Genomic DNA, 23834 nt, shown 5'->3' with positions numbered 1-23834 from the left:
CGCCCGGTGCAACTCGCCGCGCGGTGCGCGCAGCAGCTCCTGTCCGTGGTAGCGGAACGTGAGGTCACCATCACCGCTCGGGCAACCGAGATCGACCAGCAGGTCGCGCACGCCGCACAGGTCGGCGAGGCTTTGCACCTGGACCAGGTCGGCGGCACGGACCTGCACCACCGCCCCGAGTTCCTCGTTGAACAGCGCCCGCACCGGGTGGCCGCCGGCGCCAGACAGGTCGATGTCCAGCCCGCAGCGCCCGGCGAACGCCATTTCGCACACGGTCGCCAGCAGGCCGCCGTCGGCACGGTCGTGGTACGCCAGCAGCAGGCCGCGACCGGCCGCCTCGCGCACGAACCGGAACAGGCCGGCCAGCTGCGACGGATGATCGAGATCCGGCGGTGTCGAGCCGGTGGCGCCCAACACCTGGGCCAGCGCACTGCCGCCCAGACGCCCGCGGCCGCCGCCAAGGTCCAGCAGCAGCAAGCGGCTGTCGCCGGCATCCAGGCGCAGCTGCGGGGTCAGCGTTGCGCGCACGTCACCCACCGGCGCGAAGCCGGTGACCACCAGCGACACCGGCGAAACCACCGCCTTGTCGGTGCCGTCGGCCTCGCGCCAGGTGGTCTTCATGGACAGCGAATCCTTGCCGACCGGAATGGCGATGCCCAGCTCCGGGCACAGCTCCATGCCCACGGCCCGCACCGCGGCGTAAAGCGCGGCATCCTCGCCCGGCTCCCCGGCGGCGGCCATCCAGTTGGCGGACAGCTTGATCGCCGACAGATCCGCCACATCGGCCGCCATCAGGTTGGTGATGGCCTCGCCCACCGCCAGACGGGCCGCGGCGGCCGCATCCAGCACGGCCACCGGCGTGCGCTCGCCCAGCGCCATGGCCTCGCCGGTGTAACCCTCGAAATCGCTGGCGGTGACGGCCACGTCCGCCACCGCGACCTGCCACGGACCAACCAGCTGATCGCGACAGACGCGGCCGCCGACCGTGCGGTCACCGATGGTGATCAGGAATCGCTTGTCGGCCACCGCCGGCAGTTGCAGCACGCGCCGGGCGGCGTCGGCCAGATCGACCGCGTCCAGGTCGAACGGCACCGGCCGGGGCGCCTGGCTGCGCACGTCGCGCTGCAGGCATGGCAGGTGGTCATGCCCGCCGTTGGTGGCGCCACTGGCGCCCTGGCCGAGGATGGCGTGCAGCTCGACATCGATCGGCACATCCGTGCCGGCGGTGTCACGCACGCGCAGGCGGGCGTCGTCGGTAACCTTGCCCAGTACCGCAAACGGGCAGCGCTCGCGCGCGCAGATGGCGGCGAACCGCTCGCGCTGGTCGGCGCGAATGACCAGCACGTAGCGCTCCTGCGCCTCGTTGCACCACAGCTCCAGCGGCGACAGGCTGGGGTCGGCACTGGGCACCGCGCGCAGGTCGAACAGACCACCGCGTCCGGCGGCATCGACGATTTCCGGCACCGCGTTGGACAGGCCACCGGCGCCGACGTCGTGGATGCTCAGGATCGGGTTGTCGTCGCCCAGCTGCCAGCAGCGGTCGATCACTTCCTGTGCCCGGCGCTGCATCTCCGGGTTGCCGCGCTGCACCGAATTGAAGTCCAGCTCGGCGCTGTTGTCGCCGACGCCCAGCGACGAGGCGGCACCACCGCCGATGCCGATGCGCATCCCGGGCCCGCCCAGCTGCACCACCAGGCCGTCCACCGGCACGTCTTCCTTGTGCACCTGCTGCGGGACGATGTTGCCCATGCCGCCGGCCAGCATGATGGGCTTGTGGTAACCACGCACCCGCTCGCCCACCGCCTGCTGGTAGGTGCGAAAGAAACCGGCCAGGTTGGGGCGCCCGAACTCGTTGTTGAAGGCGGCGGCACCGATCGGCCCCTCGATCATGATGTCGAGCGCGCTGACGATGCGGTCGGGCTTGCCGTACGGCTGTTCCCACGGCTGCGCCAGTTCGGGCAGCTCCAGGTTCGACACCATGAAGCCGGTCAGGCCGGCCTTGCTGGCGGCGCCGCGGCCGGTGGCGGCCTCGTCGCGGATCTCGCCGCCAGCCCCGGTGGCGGCACCGGGAAACGGCGCGATGGCGGTCGGGTGGTTGTGCGTCTCCACCTTGGCCAGGATATGGGCACGGGTGGTCTGCGGACGGTACTCGCGGCTGTCCGGGTCGACCATCAGCAGCTGCGCCGGCGGCCCCTCGATGACCGCCGCGTTGTCCTTGTACGCCACCAGGGTGCCGTGCGGCGTGCGCCGGTGGGTGTGACGGATCATCTCGAACAGCGACTGCTCCTGCGCCACCCCGTCGATGATCCATTCGGCGTTGAAGATCTTGTGCCGGCAGTGCTCGGAATTGACCTGCGCGAACATCATCAGCTCGACGTCGGTCGGATTGCGGCCAAGGCGCGTGAACCAGCGCTCGAGGTAATCGAGTTCGTCCGGTGACAGCGCCAGGCCCTGCTCGCGGTTGGCCTGTTCGAGCGCGCCCCGACCGCCGCCGAGCAGGTCCACCACCGTCAGCGGCGCCGGTGGCGCGGCCTCGAACAGGCGGCCCGCCAGCGCCGGGTCGGTGGTGACGATCTCGGTCATGCGGTCGTGCAGCAGCCGCGCGGCGGCCGCCAACTGCGCAGCATCCGGTGTACCGGCGCCCAGCGTCAGCCGGTAACGCACGCCGTGCTCGACGCGCCGCACACCGGTCAGGCCACATACGGCGGCAATGTCGGTGGCCTTGCTGGACCACGGCGTCTGCGTGCCCGGCCGCGGCAGCACCAGCAGCTCACCGGGCGCCAGCGCCAGCGGCGCCGGGGTGGCTTCCAGCAGCTCGGCCAGGCGCCCCAGATCCGCACCGGCGGCCAGATCGGCCAGGTAGACGGCATCGGCCTGCACGGCCGCCAGCCCAGGCAGCTGCGCACCCAGGCGCTCGTGCAGCCGGGCCAGGCGGAATGCCCCCAGCGCCGGCGTGCCAACCAGAAACGCAGGCTGCGACATGACTTACTCCCCGGCCGGCAGATCCACGCCCAGACGCCGGGCGACCTCTTCGTAGGCTTCCACAACGCCGCCCAGATCACGCCGGAAGCGGTCCTTGTCCAGGCGCTCGCCGCTGCCCGCATCCCACAGGCGGCAGCCGTCCGGTGTGAACTCGTCGCCCAGCAGCAACTCACCCGCCTGCCGCCCGAACTCCAGCTTGTAATCGACCAGCGTGATGCCGGCATCCGCGAACAGCGGCGTCAGCACCGCGTTGACCTGCAGACTCAGCTCGCGCATGCGCTTCAGGTCCGCGGCGCTGGCCCAGCCGAAGGCGAGCGCGTGGTCCTCGGAAATCATGGGATCGTGCAGGTCGTCGTTCTTCAGGAACAGCTCGTACAGCGGCGGCGCCAGGCGCTGACCCTCGGTAACGCCCAGGCGACGCACCAGACTGCCGGCCGCCACGTTACGCACCACGCACTCGACCGGCACCATCGACAGGCGCCGCACCAGGCTTTCCTGCGGGCCGACCAGGCGCACGAAGTGCGTCGGCACCCCGGCCTCGGCCAGGCGAGTCATGACAAAGGCATTGATGTGATTGTTGACCATGCCCTTGCGCGACAAAGCGGCCTTCTTCTCGCCGTCGAACGCCGAGGTGTCGTCCCGGTAGTGCAGCAGCAGCAGGTCGGCATCCGCGGTGGCGTAAACGGTTTTGGCCTTGCCTCGGTACAGCTCGGCGCCGTGCGGGTAGCTCATGGTCGGTTCCGTGTGGAGGTGCGTGGATGAACAGTACAGTGACGTCAATGGCCCTCAGGCCAGCGCGCGCCAGTCGAGGCCCTTTTCCTGGTCGGCGATGCCGATCCAGTCGGCGCTGCAGCCGAGCGCGTCGGCCATGGCGGCACTGGCCAGTTCCGGGCGGTTATTGTGCTCGCTCAGGTGCGCCGCCACGAAGTGCTGCAGGCGCTGACCGTCGAGACGGCTGATGAAATCGGCCGCGGCGTCGTTGGACAAGTGCCCCAGGTCGCCGTCGACCCGCCGCTTGAGCGCCGGTGGGTACGGACCGCCGAGCAAGAGCTCGCGATCATGATTGCACTCGAACAGCAGCGCGTCACAGCCGTCGAGTACGGCCTTCATGTGCGCCGTGGTGTGGCCAAGATCGGTCACCGCGGCGAAGCGCCGGGCACCGTCCGACAAGCGATACTGGCAGCTCTCGCGTCCATCGTGCGGCACCGGAAACGGTGTGATGTCCAGGTCACCGATGGCCCACGGCGCATGGCAGTTGATGCGGTGCACCACCGGCAACTCGCCCACCTGCGGCGCCAGCGCCGCCAGCGTGCCCGGCGTGGCCCACACCGGCACCCGGCCGGCCCGTGCCACCGGCCCCACACCACCGACATGGTCGCCGTGTTCGTGGGTCAGCAGGATGGCCGTCAGGTCCGACAACTCGAGCCCGAGCCGCCCCAGGCGCCGGCGGGTCTCCGCCAGGCCAAAGCCGCAATCGATCAGCAGCGTCGTGGCGCCGGCCTGCACCAGCGTCGCGTTACCGCGACTGCCGCTGCCCAGCGAGGCGAAACGCATGCGCCGTCAGTCGAGGTTCTGCTGGATCTTGCGCAGGATGTCTTCGGCGATCGGCGTGGTGACCAATTTTTCCTTGTCGTCAAACACCAGCACGTTGGTGTGGTCACCCTCAGACTGCAGCAGCACCAGGAACCGCTCCTCGGCCGTCTTCTGGTCATCGGCCCAGAACATCAGCGTGCGCGAGATGCGCCCACGCGGCTGGCTGTGGCGGTAATCGACGAAGTACAGCCCGCGCGAGCGGTCGCGGTCGTCCACCTTCATCTCGGCGGCCTCGATGGCCTTGCCGACCGTGCGCCAGGCGCGGGCGAAGTCCTCCGGCACCACCAGGCGCGCGGCACCGTCCACCCCGCGGTCGACATACGGTCCGGTCGGTTGCTCGGCACCGTCCTGCGCGACCAGCTGCTCGGGCGGCGGCGCGGCACCGACGCCGTCGGCCGCCCCCCTGGCAGTGCCGTCGTCCACACCCGGAATCACCAGGGCACCCGAGACGGGCGCGCCGGTCAGGTCCGGCGGCACCTCCAGCGGCGGCAACGACTGCGCTTCCTTGTACTCCTGCTCCTGCGGATCATGCCCGAGCAACCCGGACAGGCCACCACACCCGCCCAGCAGCGGCAGGGCCAGGACAACGGTAAGAAGCCGCACCGGCGGCGTTTGAAACTGCATGATGCCTCGCATGGTCACAGGACGGCCGCCTGCCGCAGGGCGGCACGGACGGCCGCATGATGGGGCGCCGACAACGGCGTCAACGGCAGGCGAATGCCGGCCTCGATCAACTCCATCTCGGCCAGCGCCCACTTCACGGGAATGGGGTTGGCCTCGACAAACAGGTCCCGGTGCAGCGCCTGCAGCGGAGCGTCCAGTGCCAGCGTCTGGTCACGCCGCCCGGCCATGGCCGCTTCACTCATCGCCGCCATGGCCTGGGGCGCGACATTGGCCGTGACCGATATCACGCCGCGATAGCCCTGCAGCATCAGCTCGGCGGCGATCGCGTCGTCACCGGAAAACAGCCAGAAATCGTCCGGGCAGGCAGCCAGCAGTTCGGCCCCGCGTTCCAGACTGCCGGTAGCGTCCTTCAGGCCGACGATGTTCGGCACCTCGGCCAGACGCAACACCGTTTGGGTGCGCAAGTCGCAGGCCGTGCGGCCGGGCACGTTGTAAAGGATCTGCGGGATCGTCACCGCCTGCGCCACGGCCAGGAAGTGCCGATACAGGCCCTCCTGCGTGGGCTTGTTGTAGTAGGGCGTGACCAGCAGGCAGGCGTCCACGCCAGCGTCGGCGGCGGCCTGGGTCAGTTCGATGGCCTCGGCGGTGGCATTGGCGCCGGTGCCACCGATGACCGGCACGCGCCCGTCGACCCGGCGCACCACCTCGGCGATGACGCCGATGTGCTCGTCCATGCCGAGCGTGGGCGACTCGCCGGTGGTGCCCACCGCCACGATGCCGTGCGTACCGGCCTCGACGTGGAATTCGACCAGCCTGGCCAGGGCCGCGTAATCTACTGCCCCGGATGCTGTCATCGGGGTAACCAGGGCGACAACGCTGCCGTGGATCATGCAAAAGTCCGGGCTGGAAAAGCCCGCTATGGTACTGACCCGCTCGACCGACTGACAAGCCGACGCGCCGCCCGGGCGGCGCCCAACCCGACGGAATCCTCAGCCATGCCAGAACCCGCCCTCGACGCCCCTGCGCCCGACTTCGATGCGCCGGCCACCGGCGACCGCTCCATCAGCCTGCGCGAACTGCGTGGCAAGGCCGTGGTGCTGTACTTCTACCCGAAGGACAGCACCCCCGGCTGCACCCAGGAAGGCCAGGACTTCCAGCGCCTGAGCGATGACTTCGCGCAGCGGGGCGCGGTGATCCTCGGCGTCAGCCGTGACAGCGTCGCCAGCCACGAGAAATTCCGCGCCAGGCAGGGCTACACCTTCGACCTGCTGTCGGACACCGACGAGACGGTCTGCCGCCTGTACGACGTGATCCGCGAAAAGAACATGTACGGGCGCAAGGTGCTGGGCATCGAGCGCAGCACCTTCCTGATCGATGCCGACGGCGTGCTGCGCGCGGCCTGGCGCAAGGTCAAGGTCAAGGGCCACGCCGAGGCGGTGCTCGAGCACCTGCGCGCCCTCGGCGACTGAGGCGTTCAGCCCGCGGCGGCGTCTTCCGCCAGCCAGGCCAGCACCTGCCGGCGCAGCGCCTGGGCACCGGCGCCGTTGAGGCTCGACAGTGGCAGTGCCGGCAACACCGCCGGGTATTCCGCCAGCGCCCGCTCGACCGACCGCAGCGCGGAGTTCAATGCACCGCGACCGAGCTTGTCTGCCTTGGTCAGCACGGGCTGCACCGGCAGCGCCAACTCACCGGCGATGGCCAGCAGCTGGCGGTCGCCCACCTGCAACGGGTGGCGCACATCCATGAACAGCAACAGTCCACGCAGGCACTGGCGCGCCGCGAAGTAGGCCGGGATGGTCTCGCCCCAGTCGCGGCGCCGCGCGGCCGAAGTGGCGGCGTACCCGTAGCCGGGCAGGTCCACCAGGCGCCGCCGCTCATCCAGGCAAAAGAACAGCAGTTCCTGGGTCCGCCCGGGCGTCTTGCTGACCCGCGCCAGCGCCGCCTGCCCGGTGAGTGTGTTGATGGCGCTCGATTTGCCGGCGTTGGAGCGGCCGGCGAAAGCCACTTCCGCGCCGTCGTCCGGCGGCAGATGGTCGAGGGCGGTGGCGGCACGCCAGAAACGCGCCGCGCGCAGGGGGTTGGGTTCGTCGGCTGTGGTCATGGTGGAGGGTCGTTGAGGACGAAGCGGCGGCCGCAGGTCGCGCTGCACCCGGCACCCCGGGGCGCCAGGCGGGAAGCAACCCGAAGCGGCGCCCAGATACTGCTAGAATACCGCGCCGTTTGGCCACGCCCCTGCTGGAGCCTGGCCGCTTCAAGCGCGCGCGGTCGCCCGAAGCGCGTGACCGAATACTCGCGTGCAGCGTCCGACACACCGGTCACGGCCGGCCGCTCACGCTCATGAAATCTTTGATCAATCCGAACAAACCGACAGTCAACGGGAGTCTGCAGATGCGAGGCTGCAAGTGGATCGTGGTGGCCGCCGTGCTCATGGCGGCAGGCAGCGTACAGGCAGCGGGAGACGCCACGGCCGGGAAACAGAAGTCAGCCCCCTGCGTGGCCTGCCACGGCACGGACGGCAATGCCACAGTCGGCCTGTATGCCAACATCGCCGGGCAACCCGCCAGCTACCTGGAAACCCAGCTGAAGGCCCTGCGTGACGGCGAGCGCGTCGACCCGGTGATGTCGCCCATGGCCGCCGGCCTGAGCGACCAGGACATCGCCGACCTGGCGGCCTACTTCTCCAGCCAGCAGATCAAGCACGGCAGCGTGCCCGAGGACGCAGTGGAGCCGGGCGCCCTGATGTACCGGGCCGGCAATGCGGAAACCGGCGTGCCGGCCTGCATGGCCTGCCATGGCCCACAGGGCCTGGGCAACGATCCGGCCGGCTGGCCGGCACTGGGCGGCCAGCACCCCGAGTACGTCGCAAAACAGCTGGAGCTCTATGCCAGCGGCGAGCGCAACACTGACCTCAACGGCATCATGCGTGACATCGCCGCCCGCATGAGCGACGCTGAAATCGACGCCGTTTCCAAGTACGTCTACGGCCTGCACTGATCCCCGGAGGCTGACCGCCATGCGTCTGACCGCGTTGACCGGCCTGTTCGCCCTGCTGCTGACCACCCTGGCGGCCCACGCCGAGCCGTGGGTGGAGCTGGCAACCCCGCAGCCGACACGTGATCCGGCCAAGGTAGAGGTCATCGAATTCTTCTGGTACGGCTGCCCGCACTGCTACGAGGTCGAGCCGCGCGTGGCCGCCTGGCATGCCCGTCAGCCCGAGCAGGTCGAGTTCACCCGCGTGCCGGCGGTATTCAACGCCCGCTGGGCGGTGCTGGCCCGTGCCTACTATGCGATGCAGCAACTCGGCCTCGGTGAGGACGCGCATCGCGCGCTGTTCGACGCCATCCACCGCGAGCGGCGCAACCTCAATGACGAAACGAGCCTGACCGAGTTCTTTGCCGCACGCGGCGTGTCCGAGCAGGCGTTCCGTGACGCGTTCAACTCCTTCGACGTCGACCGCAAGGTCCGACAGGCCAACCAGATGACCCGTGACTACGCCCTTGAAGGTGTGCCGACCTTCATCGTCGAAGGCACCCACCGCGTCGACGGCACCAGTGCCGGCAGCGAGGACAACATGCTCGACGCCCTGGACCGGCTGGTCACGCAGGCCCTCAAGACCAAGGGCTGATCTCGCGTACGGCACCGCCGTCCACGCCACCCGGGCGGGTGGCGGCAGTGACGGTACGGGCCGATCCTAGGATTTGAACGGATCCACCACCGGCTTGATTTCCTCCAACCGGTGCATGCGCTCCATGGCGGTCGGTATCTCACCCAGGCCGTAGGTGCCTCCGAACAACCGCTCGAACGGGAAGTTATCCTTCTGCGCGGCCAGAAAGGCCAGCGCTTCGCGGTAGTACTCGATGCCGGCCGAGCGGATGCCGTGGACGCTGATCTGCTTCATCACGAAGGCCATGCCCGACACCTGCGCCGGCTGTGGGTCCCCGGCGCCAATGACGACGATCCGCCCCCCCATCCGGGTGATGCCGATGGCCTCCTCAAGGGCGTGATGCGAGCCTGAGCACTCGAACACCAGATCCGCGCCGCGACCATCGGTGAGGCTGCGCACCAGCTCGGCGCGCTGTGTTGCGTCCGTCTGCTCGATGTTGCACACGGCATCGGCACCGAACGCGGTGGCCACCTCCAGCCGCCCGTCCGGCGCACCGAAGCAAATCACCCGCCTCGCACCGAAGGCGCGCGCCGCCGCCACGCCGTAGAGCCCGACCGGCCCGCTGCCCTGCACCAGCACCGTTTCCGCCGGACGGATGCCACCGGCGCGTGCCGTGGCGTGCATGATGGTGCGCAGGGCACAGCTCGCGGACGACGCCCAGTGGCTGGGCACCTCGTCCGGCACCCGCACCACATGGCAGTTCGGCAGGATGTAGGCGTACTGCGCGAAACCACCCAGCAAATGCGGTGGCCTGCCACAGTCGGCGTAGCCATACGGCGTGAAGTTGCTGCACAGGGTCGGCTGGTGCGCCACCACGCAGTAATAGCAGCGGCCGCAGTAGGCATAGGCCCAGATCACCCGGTCGCCCCTGGCCAGCGGCGTGCCGGCCACGTCCACGTCGCGCCCGGCACCCAACGTCTCGATGATGCCGACCATCTCGTGGCCCAGCACCGCCGGCGTCTTCGAAACCGGCTGCAGCAGCCCCATGTGCACGTGGTGATCGGTGCCACAGATCGTCGCGCGGTCGACCTTGACGAGGATGGCGCCGGGTTCAGGCTCCGGCACGTCGAACTCGCGAACCTCCAGCGGTTCCTTGTAGGCGGCGAGCACCAGGGCCTTGGCTTTCATGTCAGGCTGATCTCCTGCGGTTGGCACGTTACAACGCCAGCGTCCGCGCGCAACGCCAGGCACCGCGCTTTGCGCGAAGGGCGCGCTCGGGAACGATCGAGCAAACGGCGCCGTGCAGGCGTCAGCCGCAGCGGCGCCCCACCAGAGCGCTCAGCCGCGCATCACTCGGCCGCGCGGCTGAACCCCCTCTGCTTGCGGTACCACTCCCACCAGACGATGTTGGCGATCTCGTCGTTCTGGCCCGACTTGTAGGGGTCGGCGTCCTGGCGCACGCCCTTCAGGAAGTAGGCATTCGGCGTGCCCGCCTTCAGCGCGCCCTGAATGCGCGAGAACACGGCGGCATCTTCCAGACTCACCAGTCCGGACGGACCCAGCAGATTGGATGACTGACGCAGACGGTGCCGCACCATTTCCTCGTCATCGTCCTCGTGACAGAAGTAGGCCCAGTGGACTTCGGTCTTGTAGGGGCCGCGCGGAATGCCGAAGCGGAAATTGAACATGTCCAGGTGTTTGGTGCCGAACGACACCAGCGACGGACACACCACATAGGAACCCTGGCTCGGGTCGACACCCCTGAACTGAACCAGGCTCGGATCCTTGAGGAAGTCGCTGTTGCGTGCCGCGGCCAACTGCGACACCAGCGCGATGTTGCCGTTCTCGGAGATGGTGCAGTTGCCCTTGCCACCCTGCCAGTTGAGCAGCTTGAAGGCCGCATGCAGCAGCGGCGGGTGGTAGCCGTCCTGGTCGCGGTAGGTCTTCCAGTTGGCGTTGTACATGATCTTCTGGTAGCCGAGCAGCTTCAGGCGCCCGTCACCACCGAGCGACGCCCGCAGCGGTTCGGCAATTTCACCCAACTGCTCGGACAGCGGCCCGGCATCGTCGTCGAGCGTCGCGAACACCAGTCCGGCGAACACCTCGAAGCGAATCTTGCGCAGGCCGAAGTCGGCCTTGCAGAAGTCTTCCGGAAAATCATCCTCACCCGGCACGCCGCGCAGGTTGCCACCGTTGTCGAACAGCCAGCGGTGGTACGGACACTGGAACTCGGTGGCCGTCCCGCGCACCTCTGGCACCAGCATGGTGCCGCGATGCGTACAGGCATTGTGGAATACACCCACCTGGCCGTTTTCCAGGCGGGTGATCAGGATCGGCACCTCGCCGATGTAGAAGGTCTTGTAGTCGCCGGCATTCGGCAGTTCCCCGACATGCGCCACCGGGTGCCAATGCGGCCCATAGAACAGGCGCTCCATCTCCAGCTGGTAGATCTCGGCGCTCTCGTAGAGCATCTTGGGGACGGCGTTCTGCCGGGTGGGGAAAACCACCAGGTCCTGAATGAACTGCGTATTGGCGTTCATGAAGCTAGCTCCTCGACAGGTCAGCGTGTGGCTCAGGCGGCGGACGGAAGCTTCACGCCCATGGCATCAAGCTCGGCCGCCAGCTCCATGACTCCCTCGTAGTAGATGCGCGATGCCTCGAGCGCCGTGTCCAGCCCCGCCAACACGTCCGCCGCCAGCTCCGGCGTGGTCACGTGACGCTTGATGGGTGCCCAGACCTGCTTGCCGGCGTGCTCCAGGTCGGCCTTTTCGTGATAGCGAAAGAAGAAAAGCTGCTCGTCGCTCAGGCCCAGATCCTTCTGCCACTTGTCGGCGCTGATGTTGGTCTCGCGGTCGATGGCCGTCAGCACGAACTCTTCCAGCGACGTGGACAACCAGCCGATGATCCAGTGCCGGTTGCGACACAGGTTCTCGGTCACCTGGTGCCAGATGTCGGTCTTGGGATTGGGCTTCGCCTGGTTCAGCTGCTCATCGGTCAGACCCAGGGTACGCGCCATCTCGAACAGGATCTTGGTATGCGGCGCCTTCAGGTTCTCGTCGTACACCAGCTCTTCGAGCATCTGGCCGATGGTCTTGCGCACCACGGCCTGATCAGGACAGCGGCTCATCCACGCCGGCCGGTAGCTGGCACTGAATTGGCGATTGCGGATGGAATGTTGGATCATCCATGCCTGTGCCATGCCGACCGTCAGCGTTCCGGTCAACCACGGCCAGGTGTTGGCCGATTCCACACAGCGCTCGGCAATGCGGTCGACGATGTCCTGCTGATTCATGTGTGTTTCTCCTCGTGAGACGACGCGTGGACGTCAACCGTGACGGGTGGTTGAATACCCTCCCCTTCATGGAACGTTCGGTCAGCTGGCATGGTCCCCCTGCCGCCGCATCGAAGTCAAGAAACGCGGCGCAGGCCGCCCCAGTCTAAGGAGAAGACGTATGAAATTCGGCCTGTTCTATGAAATGCAGGGTGCGTCCGACCGCAGCGACGTCGCGCTGTACCAGGAGCACCTGGACCAGTTCCGTTTGGCGGACGACCTGGGTTACGACTGCCTGTGGCTGGCAGAGCTGCACTTCCAGCGCGACTACTCGGTGCTGCCCGCACCGTTGATGATGGCGGCGGCGGCAAGCCAGATCACCAAGCGTATCCGTCTGGGCATGGGCATTTCGGTGCTGCCCATCAATCAGCCACTGCGCCTGGCCGAGGAAATCGCCACGCTGGACATCCTGTCCAACGGGCGCGTCGACTGGGGTATCGGTCGCGGTCACCCGATGACCGGTATCTACGACCACTTCAACATCGACATCGACCAGAGCAAGGCGCTGTTCAGGGAACACCTGGACATCATCCGCCTGGCATGGACCGAGGATGAGTTCAGCTTCAACGGCACGTTCCACAACATCGACCGTGTGCGGGTGACGCCCAAGCCGGTGCAAAAGCCAACCCCGCCGACCTTCGTGTCCGCCTTCAGCCCCGACACCTTCGATCTGGCCGGTGAGTACGGCTTCAACCTGTTCCTGCCGGCACAGGTCATCCCGGTGGAGCAGCTCAAGCGGGCCATCGCCGGTTACCACGCCGCGCTCGACAAATACCAGCGCGACAAGTCGCAGTTCCGCCTGCCGGTGCTGTTGCCGGTATACCTGGACACCGACGGCGATCGCGCACGACGCGACGTCGAGCGCGCCATGATGAGTTACTACGACATCATCGGCGTGATGATGGGCGAGATGATGGGGCGACTGCAGGCCAAGCACGCCGAGTTCCCGGAAAGCTACAAGGGCTACCTGCAGCTGGGCGAACTGACCAAGGACCTCAACTACGACTTCGTGTGCCGCGAGCTGGCCATCTTCGGCAGCCCGGCGGAGGCCATCGAGCGCATCCGCTTCCTGCGCGACGAAGTGGGCCTGCAGGACATCATCCTGTGGACCAACGTCGGCGCCATGCCACACGACAAGGTCTGCAACTCCATGCGCCTGTTCGCCGAACAGGTCATGCCGCACTTCGCCTGACCTTCGCCGCAGTAACCGCCCCCCCGGCACACGGGGAAATGCTGAACCAAGATCAGCGTTTCCAGCAGCCGGCGGGGCGGCCTGCAATGACCTGACGCCGGCCGCTCAAAGCCCCTTGCAGTTGGCGTAGTAGGTCACCGTGCCCGGCCAGTCGGAAAAGATGCCGAGGATGCCCACATCCATGGCCAGCACGTCGAGCGCCTTGTACATGTCGCTGTCACTGGCGACCGCCCTGCCCTCGGGGTCGAAGGCGTAATAGAACCCGGCCCCGGATGCCCCCCGACGCAGGTCGGAGCGCTCGAACGTCCAGGTGATGATGTCGAACCCCAGGCGCTTGAGATCGCGCGCCAGTGCCGACGGCACGATACGGTCCTCGTCGTCCAGCGCCAGCAGTGCCGGCAGCGGCGGCGCAATGATCCGCACGCCCTGCGCCTTGAGCGCCCTCAGATCCGACATCGGCAGCGGCGGTACCGTCTGACCGCCGGCCGGGTCATAGTCCACCAGGTAAACGGCCTGGCGGCCGTACCGCGGCGTGTTGTCGATCCAGTACAGGACATCGGCGAGGTTGAACGACTGCGGCCAGGCGTCGCGCGGATCGACGCCCGCCGCCTGCAGCGTGTCGATGAGCGCCTGCGCGTACGGTGCCTGACCGCCGAACACGCTCGCGATACGCGCCGCGTCGCCGCCCTTCAACTCCGGTGTGTGCTTCACGCCGAGTGACTGATTGAGCGCGATGCTCTCGGCAAACGTCATCAGCGTGCCATCGGCGGCGTACAGGTCGGTCCGCCAGTCGGCCGTCCCCCCCAGGTAGCCCTCGGCATCCGCCGCCGCCGGATCGCTGGCGTCCATCTTGCCGCGCAGCGTGCGGAACTCGGCCAGGGTAAGGTCGCTGGCGCAGCACTTCGGCGCCGATCCGGGCCCCGAATAGGGCACCGAGCATTTGGCGTTCAGCGGCGTGGTCACGATGTTGGTGGTGGTGTGCAAATCGCATTCCGCGTGCCGGCACACCAGCGCGCCGTCGGCGGTGAACGTGACATCACACTCGACGATGCCGGCGCCCATGCGCGCCGCCGCCTCGTACGATTCGCGCGTGTGTTCCGGGAACTGCAACGGCGCGCCGCGGTGGCCAATCGAGAAATCCGTACGGCGGAACATGCCACCGCGACAGCTTTCCAGTTCGGCCTTCAACGCGCTGTCCTGCATGCCGGCCACCAGATAGAACGGCCGCGGCCCGACCTGCACCGCCATCGGCCCATGCCCTGGCGCACCGAACATGCCGGCCGCCTGCGACGTTCCGACGGCACCCCACAACATCGCTGCACACACCAGGCCAACGGCTCCAGAAAACATTCGCGTTCGCATGACAACTCCCCGCAGCAGTCAGATGAATGGTGGATGCCGACCGCATCCGACTGCCACTTTGGGCGCCGCCCGTGCACAAACCGTGACCGGTCCATGACCGCGAGGTCTCAATTCCTTGTCGGCCACGTGACACATGACAGCCGATGCCACCGGCCGTGAACCGCCACCGATGCCACCGGCCCGAGGGGTTAATATCCACACGTCCGTAAACCGGTCCCCGACTTCGCAACCGCAGGTAATCTGTCGATGAACACAGTCAAAGAGCAAGCAGCCCAGCCCCCCAAGCTGGAGGCCATGTTCGAGGAGATGCAGCGCATCGCCGGCGACGACCCGCACCGTCCCGGTGTGGTCGAACAGCTGTCCGCCGTGATGAAGACGGCCCTCGCCGATCCGCAGGTGCAGCAGTACCTGCGCGACGCGACCGCCGACAACCCGGACCTGTACGGCAGCATGAAGGATCCGGGCCTCGGGATCATGGGCGTGCACTCGGCCAAGATCGGCTACCGCGAACCCCACGACCACGGCGACTGCTGGGCCATCAACGTGCAGGTCTCCGGCAAGCTGCGCCTGGTGCACTGGACCCAGGACGGTGTGGACCCGGCCACCGGCAAGGTGCGCCTGCGCAAGATCGACGAGGTGCTCATGGGCCCCGGCGACGTGGACTGCTCGCCGCCGGGCGTGGCGCACGAGCTGTACCCGGAAACCGACGACTCGATCGAACTGGCCGTTCGCTGCCACTCGCTGGCCAGCATCATCCAGAACCGCTACGACCGCACCAACGGCGTGCATATCCACTGGTCCTGGGGTCAGAAGAAGGCCGTCGAAACGGGCGCTTTCGAAGTCGTCGGCGAGGCCGGCCTGAATGCCCTGCCGCCGGGCGAGGCCATGACCGCCCGCGTCAAGTAACCTGCCTGAACCCGGCCGACACCCGGTCGGCCGGGCGTTCGCCCGGCGGTATGGCGGCGCGTTGGCCGCCCCGACGGCGCCCCCTGCGGAGCACGCCATGCAGCGCTATCCCCTGTACATCGGCGGCGCGTTTCGCGACCCCGCCGGCGGCGAGTGGTTCGAGACCGAAAACCCCTACACGCTGGAGCCGTGGGCGCAGATCGCCCGCGGCACGGCGGCGGACGTCGAGGCCGCCGTGGCGGCTGCGCAGCAGGCGTTCGAGTCCGGCTGGGGGCGCAGCAAGCCGGCCTATCGGGCCGGACTGCTGCGCGCACTGGCCGACCGGCTGGAGCAGGCCGCCGCTGACCTCGCGCAGGTCGAAACCCGCGACAACGGCAAGCTGATTGCCGAAACCGGCGGCCAGACGCGCTATCTGCCGGCGTGGTTCCGCTACTACGCGGGGCTGGCCGAGAACCTCGAAGGCCGTGTCATTCCCATCGACAAGCCGGACGTCACCGTCTACACGCGTCCGGAACCGCTGGGCGTCATCGGCGCCATCACGCCGTGGAACTCGCCGCTCATGCTGGCCACCTGGAAGCTGGCACCGGCGCTGGCCGCCGGCAACACGGTGGTGCTCAAGCCGTCCGAGTTCACGTCGGCATCCAGCATCGAGCTGGCGCGCATCTTCGACCAGGTCGGCTTCCCGCCGGGCGTGTTCAACGTGGTGACGGGCTTCGGTGGCGAGGTCGGCGTCCCGCTGGTGGCGCATCCGCAGGTCGCCAAGGTGGCCTTCACCGGCGGCGAGGCCGGCGGTCGCGGCGTGTACAAGGCGGCCGCCGAGCGCCTCATTCCCGCCACGCTGGAACTCGGCGGCAAGTCGCCCAACATCGTGTTCGCGGATGCGGATATCGATCAGGCGGTCAAGGGCGTGATCGCCGGCATCTTCGCCGCCACCGGGCAGACCTGCCTGGCCGGCTCGCGCGTGCTGGTCGAGGACAGCATCCACGACGCCTTCGTCGAACGGCTGGTCGCGTTCGCCGGCCGCGCCAGGCTGGGCGACCCGGCCGATCTGGCCACGCAGGTCGGACCGGTCACCACCCGCCCGCAGTACGACAAGATCCTGTCCTACATCGACATCGCCAGGGCCGAGGGCGCGCGCTGCGTGCTCGGCGGCGGCCCCGCCCCCCACCCGGCCGGCGGCAAGGGCCTGTTCGTCCAGCCGACCATCTTTGCCGATGTGCGCAACGACATGCGCATCGCCCGCGAGGAAGTGTTCGGGCCGGTGATGTCGATCCTGCGCTTCAAGGATCAGGCCGACGCCGTGCGCATCGCCAACGATTCCGACTACGGCCTGGCGGCCGGCGTGTGGACGCAGAACCTGCGCCGCGCGCTGGACATGTCCGACGCGCTGGCGGCCGGCACGGTGTGGGTCAACACCTACCGGGCGGTGTCGTATCTGGCGCCGTTCGGTGGCTACAAGGCCAGCGGCATCGGCCGCGAAAACGGCGCCGAGGCGCTGAGTGCCTATACGCAGACCAAGACCGTGTGGCTGAGCACGGCCGCCGAGCAGCCGGACCCGTTCGTCATGCGCTAGCCGCCCAGCAGGCGCCGCTCGGCGTTCTCCACCTGGCTGGCGGTGCCGAACAGCACCACCACATCCCCGGCGTGCAGCTGCGTGTCGTCGGTCGGTTCGGCTTCCTCGCTGCCGACGCGGCGCACGCTGCGCACCTCGGCGCCGGTCTTCTCCAGCTCCAGCGCTTCCAGGGCCATGCCCACCGCCCGCGCGTTGTCCGGCAGGCTCACGGCGTGGCGAATCTCCAGTTCCTGGCCCTCGGTGTCCTCGATGCGCGAGCGCCGGCCGTGAAAGTAGCCGCGCAGCACGCCGTAGCGCTCCTCGCGCACCCCCTGCACCGAGCGCTGCACCCGCTCCATCGGGAAGTTCAGCAGCGCCAGCACGTGCGAGGCGAGTGTCAGGCTGGCCTCGAAGGTTTCCGGCACCACGGCCGTCACGCCGGCGTCCTTCAGCGTGTCGCGGTAGCGGTCGTCGGTGGTGCGTACCAGGATCGGAATGTCCGGCGAACGGTCACGCACCGCGCGCACGATGGCCAGCGCGTGGCGATGATCGGTAAAGCTCACCACCACCAGCCGCGCGCGGTCGATGCCCAGCGCGTACAGCAGCGTCGGGCGCCGTGCATCGCCATAGAACACCCGCTCGCCGCCCAGCAGCGCTTCCTGCACGCGCACGGGGTCCTCGTCGACCGCCACGAAGCCCACGCCTTCACGCGCCAGGATGCGTCCCACCGCCTGGCCCACGCGCCCGTAGCCACAGATGATGACGTGCCCGTTCAGCTCCGACGTCGCGCCGGTGACATCCAGCAGATCGGCCGGCACGGCCGTCGGCGGCTGCTTCTGACGCAGCACCAGCGCCGCGATACGACCGTTGTACCGCACGATCAACGGCGTCAACGCCATGCTCAGCACGATGCTCGCCGCCACCACACTGGCGGTGGCCGGCTCCACCAGCCGGTAGGTGCCGGCCACCGCCAGCAGGGCGAAGCCGAACTCACCGCCCTGGGCCAGCAGCAGGCCCGCCCGCAGCGACGTCACACGCTCCTCGCCCAGCCAGCGGCCAAGCAGCGCCACCAGCGTGGTCTTGAACAGCAGCAGGGCCGCGGTCAGCACCACCACCGTCGCCCAGCGCGGCAGCAGCTGCGCCGGCACCAGCAGCATGCCGACACTGACGAAGAAGATGCCCAGCAGCACATCGCGGAACGGCCGTATCTCCACCTCGATGCGGTGCCGGAAATGGCTCTCGCCCAGCATCATGCCGGCAATGAAGGCACCCAGCGTCATCGACAATCCGAACTGATTGGTCAGCAGCGCCGCCAGCACGGCCACCATCAGCGCCGCCAGCACGAACAGTTCTTCCGAGTGTGTCTTGGCCACCTCCATGAACACCCGCGGCAGCACCCACTTGCCGATGCCGATCAGCGCCGCGAACAACACCAGGCCCTTGGCCACCGTGATCACCAGCATCAGCGGCAGCCCGTCGCCGGAACTGGCCATGGCCGGGATCAGGATCAAAAACAGCACCGCCGCCAGGTCCTGGAACAGCAGCACCGCCACGCCGAGCTGACCGTGACGGGCGTACAGCTCGCCGCTGCTGGCCAGCTCGCGTGTCACCACCGCGGTCGACGACAGCGCCAGCACCGCCGCCACCAGCAGCGCCAGCTCCGGCGTCAGCCCCAAGCCGATGCCCACCGCCACGAACACGGCGGTGGAGATCAGCACCTGGCCGCCCCCCAGACCGAACACCAGCCGGCGCATGGCCAGCAGGCGCGACAGCGAAAACTCCAACCCCAGCGAGAACAGCAGGAACACCACGCCGAACTCGGCCACCACCTGCACGGCTTCCTGGTTGTCGATCAGGCCGAGCGCGCCGGGGCCGATCAGCACGCCGGTGGTCAGATACCCGAGCGTCGGCGGCAGGCGCAGGCGGTAGAACACCGCCAGCACCAGTGCCGAGGCCGTGAGGATGATGACCAGCTCGTTGAAAAAGCCGTGCATCAGGCCACCTCACCACGACGCCCGGCCAGCACCAGAAGCACCCCGCCGGCCAGCACCATGGGCAGGCACAACAGCTGGCCCATGGTCAGCCACTCGAAGGCAACGAAGCCCAGGAACGCGTCCGGCTGGCGTGCGAACTCGCCGATGAAGCGCAGCACACCGTAGCCGATCAGGAACACGCCCGACACCGCCATCGCCGGCCGCGGCCGCGCCGAATACAGCCATACGATCACGAACAGCAACGCCCCCTCCAGCGCCGCCTGGTACAGCTGCGAGGGATGACGCGGCAGCGGCCCGGCACCGGCGAACACCATGCCCCAGGGCACGTCGGTCACCCGCCCCCACAGCTCGCCGTTGAGGAAATTGCCCAGCCGCCCGACCAGCAGCCCGGTGGGCACCAGCGGTGCCACGAAATCGGTCACCGCGAAGAAGCCGCGCCGGGTCTTGCGCCCGTACAGCCAGCAGGCCACCAGCACGCCGAGCAGCCCACCGTGGAAAGACATGCCGCCTTCCCAGGCCTGCACGATGGCCAGCGGATGACTCAGGTAATAGCCCGGCTGATAGAACAGCGCGTAACCCAGCCGCCCGCCCAGCACGGCACCCATGGCGCCGTAGAAGATGAGGTCCCCGACCTCGTGCGGCTGCCAGCCGCTGCCCGGCCGGCGGGCGCGGTGACGGCCCAGCCACCAGGCGGCGGCAAAGCCCAGAAGGTACATGAGGCCATACCAGCGCACGGCCAGCGGACCGAGCTGAATGGCGACCGGATCGATGTTTGGGTGGTGCAGCATGGGCAGCCATTATCCGGCATGATGAAGTGCTCCCGCTTGCCAACCTCGGTCGTCATGTCCAGCACCCCCACGCGCAACCGTCTGGCTGCCACGCGCAGCCCCTACCTGCTGCAGCACGCCGACAACCCCGTCGACTGGTACCCCTGGGGCGACGACGCCCTGCGCCTGGCGCGCGAACAGGACAAGCCGATCCTGCTGTCCATCGGCTACTCGGCCTGTCACTGGTGCCATGTCATGGCGCACGAATCGTTCGAGGACCCGGCCACCGCCACGCTGATGAACCGCCTGTTCATCAACATCAAGGTCGACCGCGAGGAACGCCCCGACCTGGACCGCATCTACCAGCTGGCGCACCAGATGCTCACCGGCCGCGGTGGCGGCTGGCCGCTGACCATGTTTCTCACCCCGGACCAGGTGCCCTTCTTCGGCGGCACGTACTTCCCCAAGACGGCTCGCTACGGCCTGCCCGCGTTCACCGACCTGCTCGACCGGGTGGACGCCTACTACCGCGAACACCGCCCGCAGATCGACCAGCAGAACCACCAGCTCCTGGACGCCCTGGCGCAGAACCAGGCGCTCGGCACCGCTGGACGCGTCGATGACACCCCCCTGCGCCGCGCCATCGGCGAGCTGCAGGGCCTGTTCGACACCGTGCACGGCGGCTTCGGCGGCGCGCCCAAGTTTCCGCAGGCACCGCTGCTCGAACGCTGCCTGCGCGAACACGCCCGCAGCAACGACCGGCAGGCCCTGCGCATGGCGCTGCTGACGCTCGAGCAGATGGCCCGCGGCGGCATTCATGACCACCTCGGCGGCGGCTTCTTCCGCTACGCCGTGGACGGCGAATGGACCATCCCGCACTTCGAGAAGATGCTGTACGACAACGGCCAGCTGCTGCGCCTGTATGCGCTGGCCGCGCAGACGACCCGCAGCGCCCGCTTCGACGCCGTCCTGCACACCACCGGCCACTGGGCGCTGCGCGAGATGCAGTCGCCGGAGGGCGGCTTCTACGCCGCCCTCGACGCCGACAGCGAGGGCGAGGAAGGCCGCTTCTACGTCTGGGACCAGCCCGACGTGCAGGCCCTGCTGGACGACCAGGAATACGCCGTGCTCGCGCGCCGCTTCGGCCTGAACGACACGCCCAACTTCGAGGGCCATTGGCACCTGCGCGTGCAGGCCGACGTGGCCGACATCGCCGAGGAGCTGGACCTGTCCAGCCAGCGCGTGGCCGTGGTGCTGTCCGGCGCCATGCAAAAACTGTTCACCGCCCGTAGCGGGCGCGTGCGCCCCGGCCTGGACGACAAGATCCTGGCCGGCTGGAACGGCCTGATGATCGGCGGCCTGGCACACGCCGGGCGGCACCTGAAGGAAACCGCCTTCGTCGACGCCGCCGCCGCGGCGGCCGATTTTGCCCGCCGCGTGCTGTGGCACAACGGCCGCCTGCACGCCGCCGCCAAGGGCACCGAAGGCTACCTGGCCGCCTACCTGGACGACCATGCCTACCTGCTCGACGGCCTGCTGGAACTGCTGCAGGCACGCTGGGACAGCGCCCACCTGGCCTTCGCCGTGGACCTGGCCGATGTGATGCTGGCGCACTTCGCCGACACCCAACAGGGCGGCTTCTTCCATACCGCCGACGACCACGAACAGCTCATCGTGCGCACCCGCCCGCTGGGCGACGACGCCACCCCGGCCGGCAGCGCCATCGCTGCCCGCGCCCTGGCGCGCCTGGGCCACCTGCTGGGCGAGGTGCGTTACCTGGACGCCGCCGCCGGCACCGTCGACAGCGCCGCAGGTCACCTCACGCAGCACCCGCTCGGCTTCAGCAGCCTGCTCAGCGCGCTGGAAGAACAGCTCAGCCCGCCGCAGACCCTGGTGCTGCGCGGCGACCCGCAGACACTGGCCCACTGGCAGGCTGCCGCCCACGCCGCCGCCAAACCCGGCCGGCTGACCTTCGCCATTCCGGCGGAAGCCGACAACCTGCCCGGCGTGCTCGCGCATTGCGCGCCGCGCGGCCCGGCCGTGGCCTACCTGTGCCAGGGCGGCAGCTGCGGCGCGCCGATTACCGATCTGGACGCCCTCACCGCCGCACTGGCCTAGGCACACCGAACCACCCAAGGCATCGGGCCCGCCATTGACGAAGCGGGCCGCCCCCTAAATCACCATCCCGGAGGCACTCCCCCATGAGCGAACAGGACTACACCCCGCCGCGCGTCTGGCAATGGGAAAAGAAAGGCGAAGGCCGCTTCGCCAACATCAACCGCCCGATTGCCGGCCCCACGCACGAGGCCGACCTGCCGGTCGGCAAGCACCCGCACCAGCTGTACTCGCTGGGCACGCCCAACGGCCAGAAGGTGACCATCCTGTTCGAGGAACTGCTCGCCGCCGGCCATGCCGATGCCGAGTACGACGCCTGGCTCATCAACATTCTGGAAGGCGACCAGTTCTCCAGCGGCTTCGTGGCAGCGAACCCCAACTCCAAGATCCCGGCCCTGGTGGACCACAGCACCAGCCCACCGACGCGGGTGTTCGAGTCCGGCGCCATCCTCGTGCACCTGGCCGAGAAATTCGGCGCCTTCCTGCCGACCGCCGGCGCGGCGCGGGCCGAGTGCCTGTCGTGGCTGTTCTGGCAAATGGGCTCGGCACCGTTCCTGGGCGGCGGCTTCGGTCATTTCTACGCCTACGCGCCGACCAAGCAGGAATACCCCATCAACCGCTTCACCATGGAAGCCAAGCGCCAGCTCGACGTGCTGAACCGCAACCTGGCCGAGCGGCGCTTCATGACCGGCGACGAGTACACCATCGCCGACATGGCCATCTGGCCCTGGTACGGCGGCGTGGTCATCAACAACCTGTACGACGCCGCCGAATTCCTGCAGGTGGACAGCTACACGCACGTCGTGCGCTGGGCCAACGAAATCGCGGCGCGCCCCGCCGTGCAGCGCGGCCGCCGCGTGAACCGCATCATGGGCCCGGAAGACGAGCAGATGCGCGAGCGGCACGGTCCCGAGGACTTCGAGCGGTAGGGAGGGAAGCAACGCGCGTCCGTGTGGACGTGTGGATGCGGCTTCGGTTCGCACGGCGTGGGGATTCTGTTTCGCGGCCCGGGTGGAAGCGGATTCAGACGCCCCAACGGCCTTGCTGTCCGGCGGGTGACGGCTTTCGGCGGCGCCTATCCCGCCGTCCCCGCGCTGAGCCTGGACGGCTTCGCACGTAGCCGTGCCTAGAGAACCGCTCTCCACCCCCCACATGGACACGCTATGCGTTGCCCAACCCACCGCACCCAATCGGCCCGCTAGGTAACAACCATGCTCCGCAGCGTGATGCTTCTACTTCTCAGCGGAGCGGCACAGGCGAGTCCGCTTGCCTACACGTGCACCATAAAGCACGTCTACTCACTCACAGATAGTGGAACCCTTACGACATCGCCGTGGGAGAAAACCATGAAAGCCGGTTCTTTTTCTGTCTCCCGCGTCACCGGCGAAATCATTGGAGACGTCGTGCCTACTCCCATGGCCAAGTCAACCCGGGTAGTGAACAAGGGAACGAAAGAAAATTCGTTCAAGGCCGTAGCGGACTTTGGTGAGCAATACCAGCTGATAGAGGTGCAAGAGTTCGTGACGGGCGAGGTGAAGCCGTTTGTAGCGTCCTCCATGGGCGGCGCCGGAATCGTCACTGGCACCTGCAAATAACGTCCAGGCCAGGCTGGCGTAGGAACGTCAACACTCAGGCCGACCGTACGGTGAGGTACCAAGCGGATCGGAGGCAGTTCGAAGCGGGACATACCACTCACCGCGCGCCCGGCGAGACGTCCAGACCCCTCAAAGCACCAGCGCCGTGGCCAGAAACAGCATCAGCCCCATGCCGATGACGTCGGTGAAGGTGGTCAGGAAGATGCTGCTGGCGGTG

At 68.2% G+C, this 23834-nt stretch carries 21 protein-coding genes; 9 read left to right on the top strand and 12 right to left on the bottom strand.

Features of this window, described 5'->3' with window-relative positions:
- From purL to dapA, 5 genes are all read right to left on the bottom strand, one after another.
- Window positions 1-2982, bottom strand: a 2982-nt coding sequence (purL, locus tag ABYX71_RS02990) for a phosphoribosylformylglycinamidine synthase (RefSeq protein WP_372694791.1), incomplete at its 3' end; no start/stop codon positions are given.
- Window positions 2983-2985: 3 nt separating this feature from the next.
- On the bottom strand, window positions 2986-3714 hold the full coding sequence (gene purC / locus ABYX71_RS02985; protein WP_372694789.1) for a phosphoribosylaminoimidazolesuccinocarboxamide synthase: 729 nt from the start codon (window positions 3712-3714) through the stop codon (window positions 2986-2988).
- A 54-nt stretch (window positions 3715-3768) separates the two neighbouring features.
- Complete coding sequence (locus ABYX71_RS02980) at window positions 3769-4536, bottom strand: MBL fold metallo-hydrolase (protein WP_372694787.1); 768 nt, start codon at window positions 4534-4536, stop codon at window positions 3769-3771.
- A 6-nt stretch (window positions 4537-4542) separates the two neighbouring features.
- Window positions 4543-5199, bottom strand: a complete 657-nt coding sequence (bamC, locus tag ABYX71_RS02975) for an outer membrane protein assembly factor BamC (protein ID WP_372694785.1) — start codon at window positions 5197-5199, stop codon at window positions 4543-4545.
- A gap of 14 nt (window positions 5200-5213) precedes the next feature.
- A complete protein-coding gene (dapA, locus tag ABYX71_RS02970; RefSeq protein ID WP_372694783.1) occupies window positions 5214-6089 on the bottom strand; it encodes a 4-hydroxy-tetrahydrodipicolinate synthase in 876 nt (291 codons plus the stop codon).
- Window positions 6090-6194: 105 nt separating this feature from the next.
- Between dapA and ABYX71_RS02965 the strand changes: the two genes are divergently transcribed.
- Window positions 6195-6668, top strand: coding sequence for a peroxiredoxin (locus ABYX71_RS02965; RefSeq protein WP_372694781.1), 474 nt, complete (start codon window positions 6195-6197; stop codon window positions 6666-6668).
- A 5-nt stretch (window positions 6669-6673) separates the two neighbouring features.
- Here ABYX71_RS02965 and yihA read toward each other — a convergent pair whose 3' ends face one another.
- Window positions 6674-7300 carry a ribosome biogenesis GTP-binding protein YihA/YsxC gene (gene yihA, locus ABYX71_RS02960; protein WP_372694779.1) on the bottom strand — a complete coding sequence of 209 codons (627 nt, stop codon included), beginning with the start codon at window positions 7298-7300 and terminating at the stop codon, window positions 6674-6676.
- A gap of 287 nt (window positions 7301-7587) precedes the next feature.
- Between yihA and ABYX71_RS02955 the strand changes: the two genes are divergently transcribed.
- Both ABYX71_RS02955 and ABYX71_RS02950 read left to right on the top strand, forming a co-directional pair.
- Window positions 7588-8193 (top strand): cytochrome c, encoded by a 606-nt coding sequence (locus ABYX71_RS02955; protein ID WP_372694777.1) that lies wholly within the window; start codon window positions 7588-7590, stop codon window positions 8191-8193.
- Window positions 8194-8212: 19 nt separating this feature from the next.
- Window positions 8213-8824: a thiol:disulfide interchange protein DsbA/DsbL gene (locus ABYX71_RS02950; protein ID WP_372694775.1), complete on the top strand. Its 612-nt coding sequence runs from the start codon at window positions 8213-8215 to the stop codon at window positions 8822-8824.
- Window positions 8825-8890: 66 nt separating this feature from the next.
- On the opposite strand, the gene ABYX71_RS02945 is transcribed toward ABYX71_RS02950, so the two are convergent.
- The 3 genes from ABYX71_RS02945 to ABYX71_RS02935 all read right to left on the bottom strand — a co-directional run bounded on the left by ABYX71_RS02945 (window position 8891) and on the right by ABYX71_RS02935 (window position 12095).
- The gene (locus tag ABYX71_RS02945) at window positions 8891-9991 is read right to left on the bottom strand and encodes a zinc-binding dehydrogenase (RefSeq protein WP_372694773.1); all 1101 of its coding nucleotides are present in this window, start codon (window positions 9989-9991) and stop codon (window positions 8891-8893) included.
- A 161-nt stretch (window positions 9992-10152) separates the two neighbouring features.
- The gene (locus ABYX71_RS02940) at window positions 10153-11343 is read right to left on the bottom strand and encodes an aromatic ring-hydroxylating dioxygenase subunit alpha (protein WP_372694771.1); all 1191 of its coding nucleotides are present in this window, start codon (window positions 11341-11343) and stop codon (window positions 10153-10155) included.
- A gap of 32 nt (window positions 11344-11375) precedes the next feature.
- Window positions 11376-12095 (bottom strand): iron-containing redox enzyme family protein, encoded by a 720-nt coding sequence (locus ABYX71_RS02935; protein WP_372694769.1) that lies wholly within the window; start codon window positions 12093-12095, stop codon window positions 11376-11378.
- Window positions 12096-12255: 160 nt separating this feature from the next.
- On the opposite strand from ABYX71_RS02935, the gene ABYX71_RS02930 reads away from it, so the two are divergent.
- Window positions 12256-13326: an LLM class flavin-dependent oxidoreductase gene (locus ABYX71_RS02930; protein ID WP_372694767.1), complete on the top strand. Its 1071-nt coding sequence runs from the start codon at window positions 12256-12258 to the stop codon at window positions 13324-13326.
- Window positions 13327-13431: 105 nt separating this feature from the next.
- Here the strand turns inward: ABYX71_RS02930 and ABYX71_RS02925 are convergent, their stop codons facing one another.
- Window positions 13432-14640, bottom strand: coding sequence for a glycerophosphodiester phosphodiesterase family protein (locus ABYX71_RS02925; protein WP_372694765.1), 1209 nt, complete (start codon window positions 14638-14640; stop codon window positions 13432-13434).
- A gap of 294 nt (window positions 14641-14934) precedes the next feature.
- On the opposite strand from ABYX71_RS02925, the gene ABYX71_RS02920 reads away from it, so the two are divergent.
- Window positions 14935-15594, top strand: a complete 660-nt coding sequence (locus tag ABYX71_RS02920) for a hypothetical protein (RefSeq protein ID WP_372694763.1) — start codon at window positions 14935-14937, stop codon at window positions 15592-15594.
- Between the two features lie 97 nt (window positions 15595-15691).
- Complete coding sequence (locus ABYX71_RS02915; protein ID WP_372694761.1) at window positions 15692-17167, top strand: aldehyde dehydrogenase; 1476 nt, start codon at window positions 15692-15694, stop codon at window positions 17165-17167.
- On the opposite strand, the gene ABYX71_RS02910 is transcribed toward ABYX71_RS02915, so the two are convergent.
- Together ABYX71_RS02910 and lgt are read right to left on the bottom strand one after the other, a co-directional pair.
- Window positions 17164-19140: a cation:proton antiporter gene (locus ABYX71_RS02910; protein WP_372694759.1), complete on the bottom strand. Its 1977-nt coding sequence runs from the start codon at window positions 19138-19140 to the stop codon at window positions 17164-17166. The two genes, ABYX71_RS02915 and ABYX71_RS02910, sit on opposite strands and share 4 nt — an antisense overlap.
- Window positions 19140-19928: a prolipoprotein diacylglyceryl transferase gene (lgt, locus tag ABYX71_RS02905; protein WP_372694757.1), complete on the bottom strand. Its 789-nt coding sequence runs from the start codon at window positions 19926-19928 to the stop codon at window positions 19140-19142. Before lgt ends, ABYX71_RS02910 begins: the two co-directional genes overlap by 1 nt.
- A 54-nt stretch (window positions 19929-19982) precedes the next feature.
- On the opposite strand from lgt, the gene ABYX71_RS02900 reads away from it, so the two are divergent.
- The 3 genes from ABYX71_RS02900 (at window position 19983) to ABYX71_RS02890 (ending at window position 23617) form a co-directional block, all read left to right on the top strand.
- Entirely contained in the window at window positions 19983-22025 is a 2043-nt protein-coding gene (locus ABYX71_RS02900; protein WP_372694755.1) for a thioredoxin domain-containing protein, read from the top strand.
- A gap of 83 nt (window positions 22026-22108) precedes the next feature.
- Window positions 22109-22951, top strand: coding sequence for a glutathione-dependent disulfide-bond oxidoreductase (gene yghU, locus ABYX71_RS02895; protein ID WP_372694753.1), 843 nt, complete (start codon window positions 22109-22111; stop codon window positions 22949-22951).
- Window positions 22952-23368: 417 nt separating this feature from the next.
- The gene (locus ABYX71_RS02890) at window positions 23369-23617 is read left to right on the top strand and encodes a hypothetical protein (protein ID WP_372694751.1); all 249 of its coding nucleotides are present in this window, start codon (window positions 23369-23371) and stop codon (window positions 23615-23617) included.
- Window positions 23618-23834: the final 217 nt, after the last annotated feature.

This window comes from Immundisolibacter sp., from assembly GCF_041625615.1.
Lineage (GTDB): Bacteria > Pseudomonadota > Gammaproteobacteria > Immundisolibacterales > Immundisolibacteraceae > Immundisolibacter.
The sequence above is the reverse complement of the archived record's forward strand: the minus strand, read 5'-3'. Positions and strand labels throughout refer to the sequence as shown.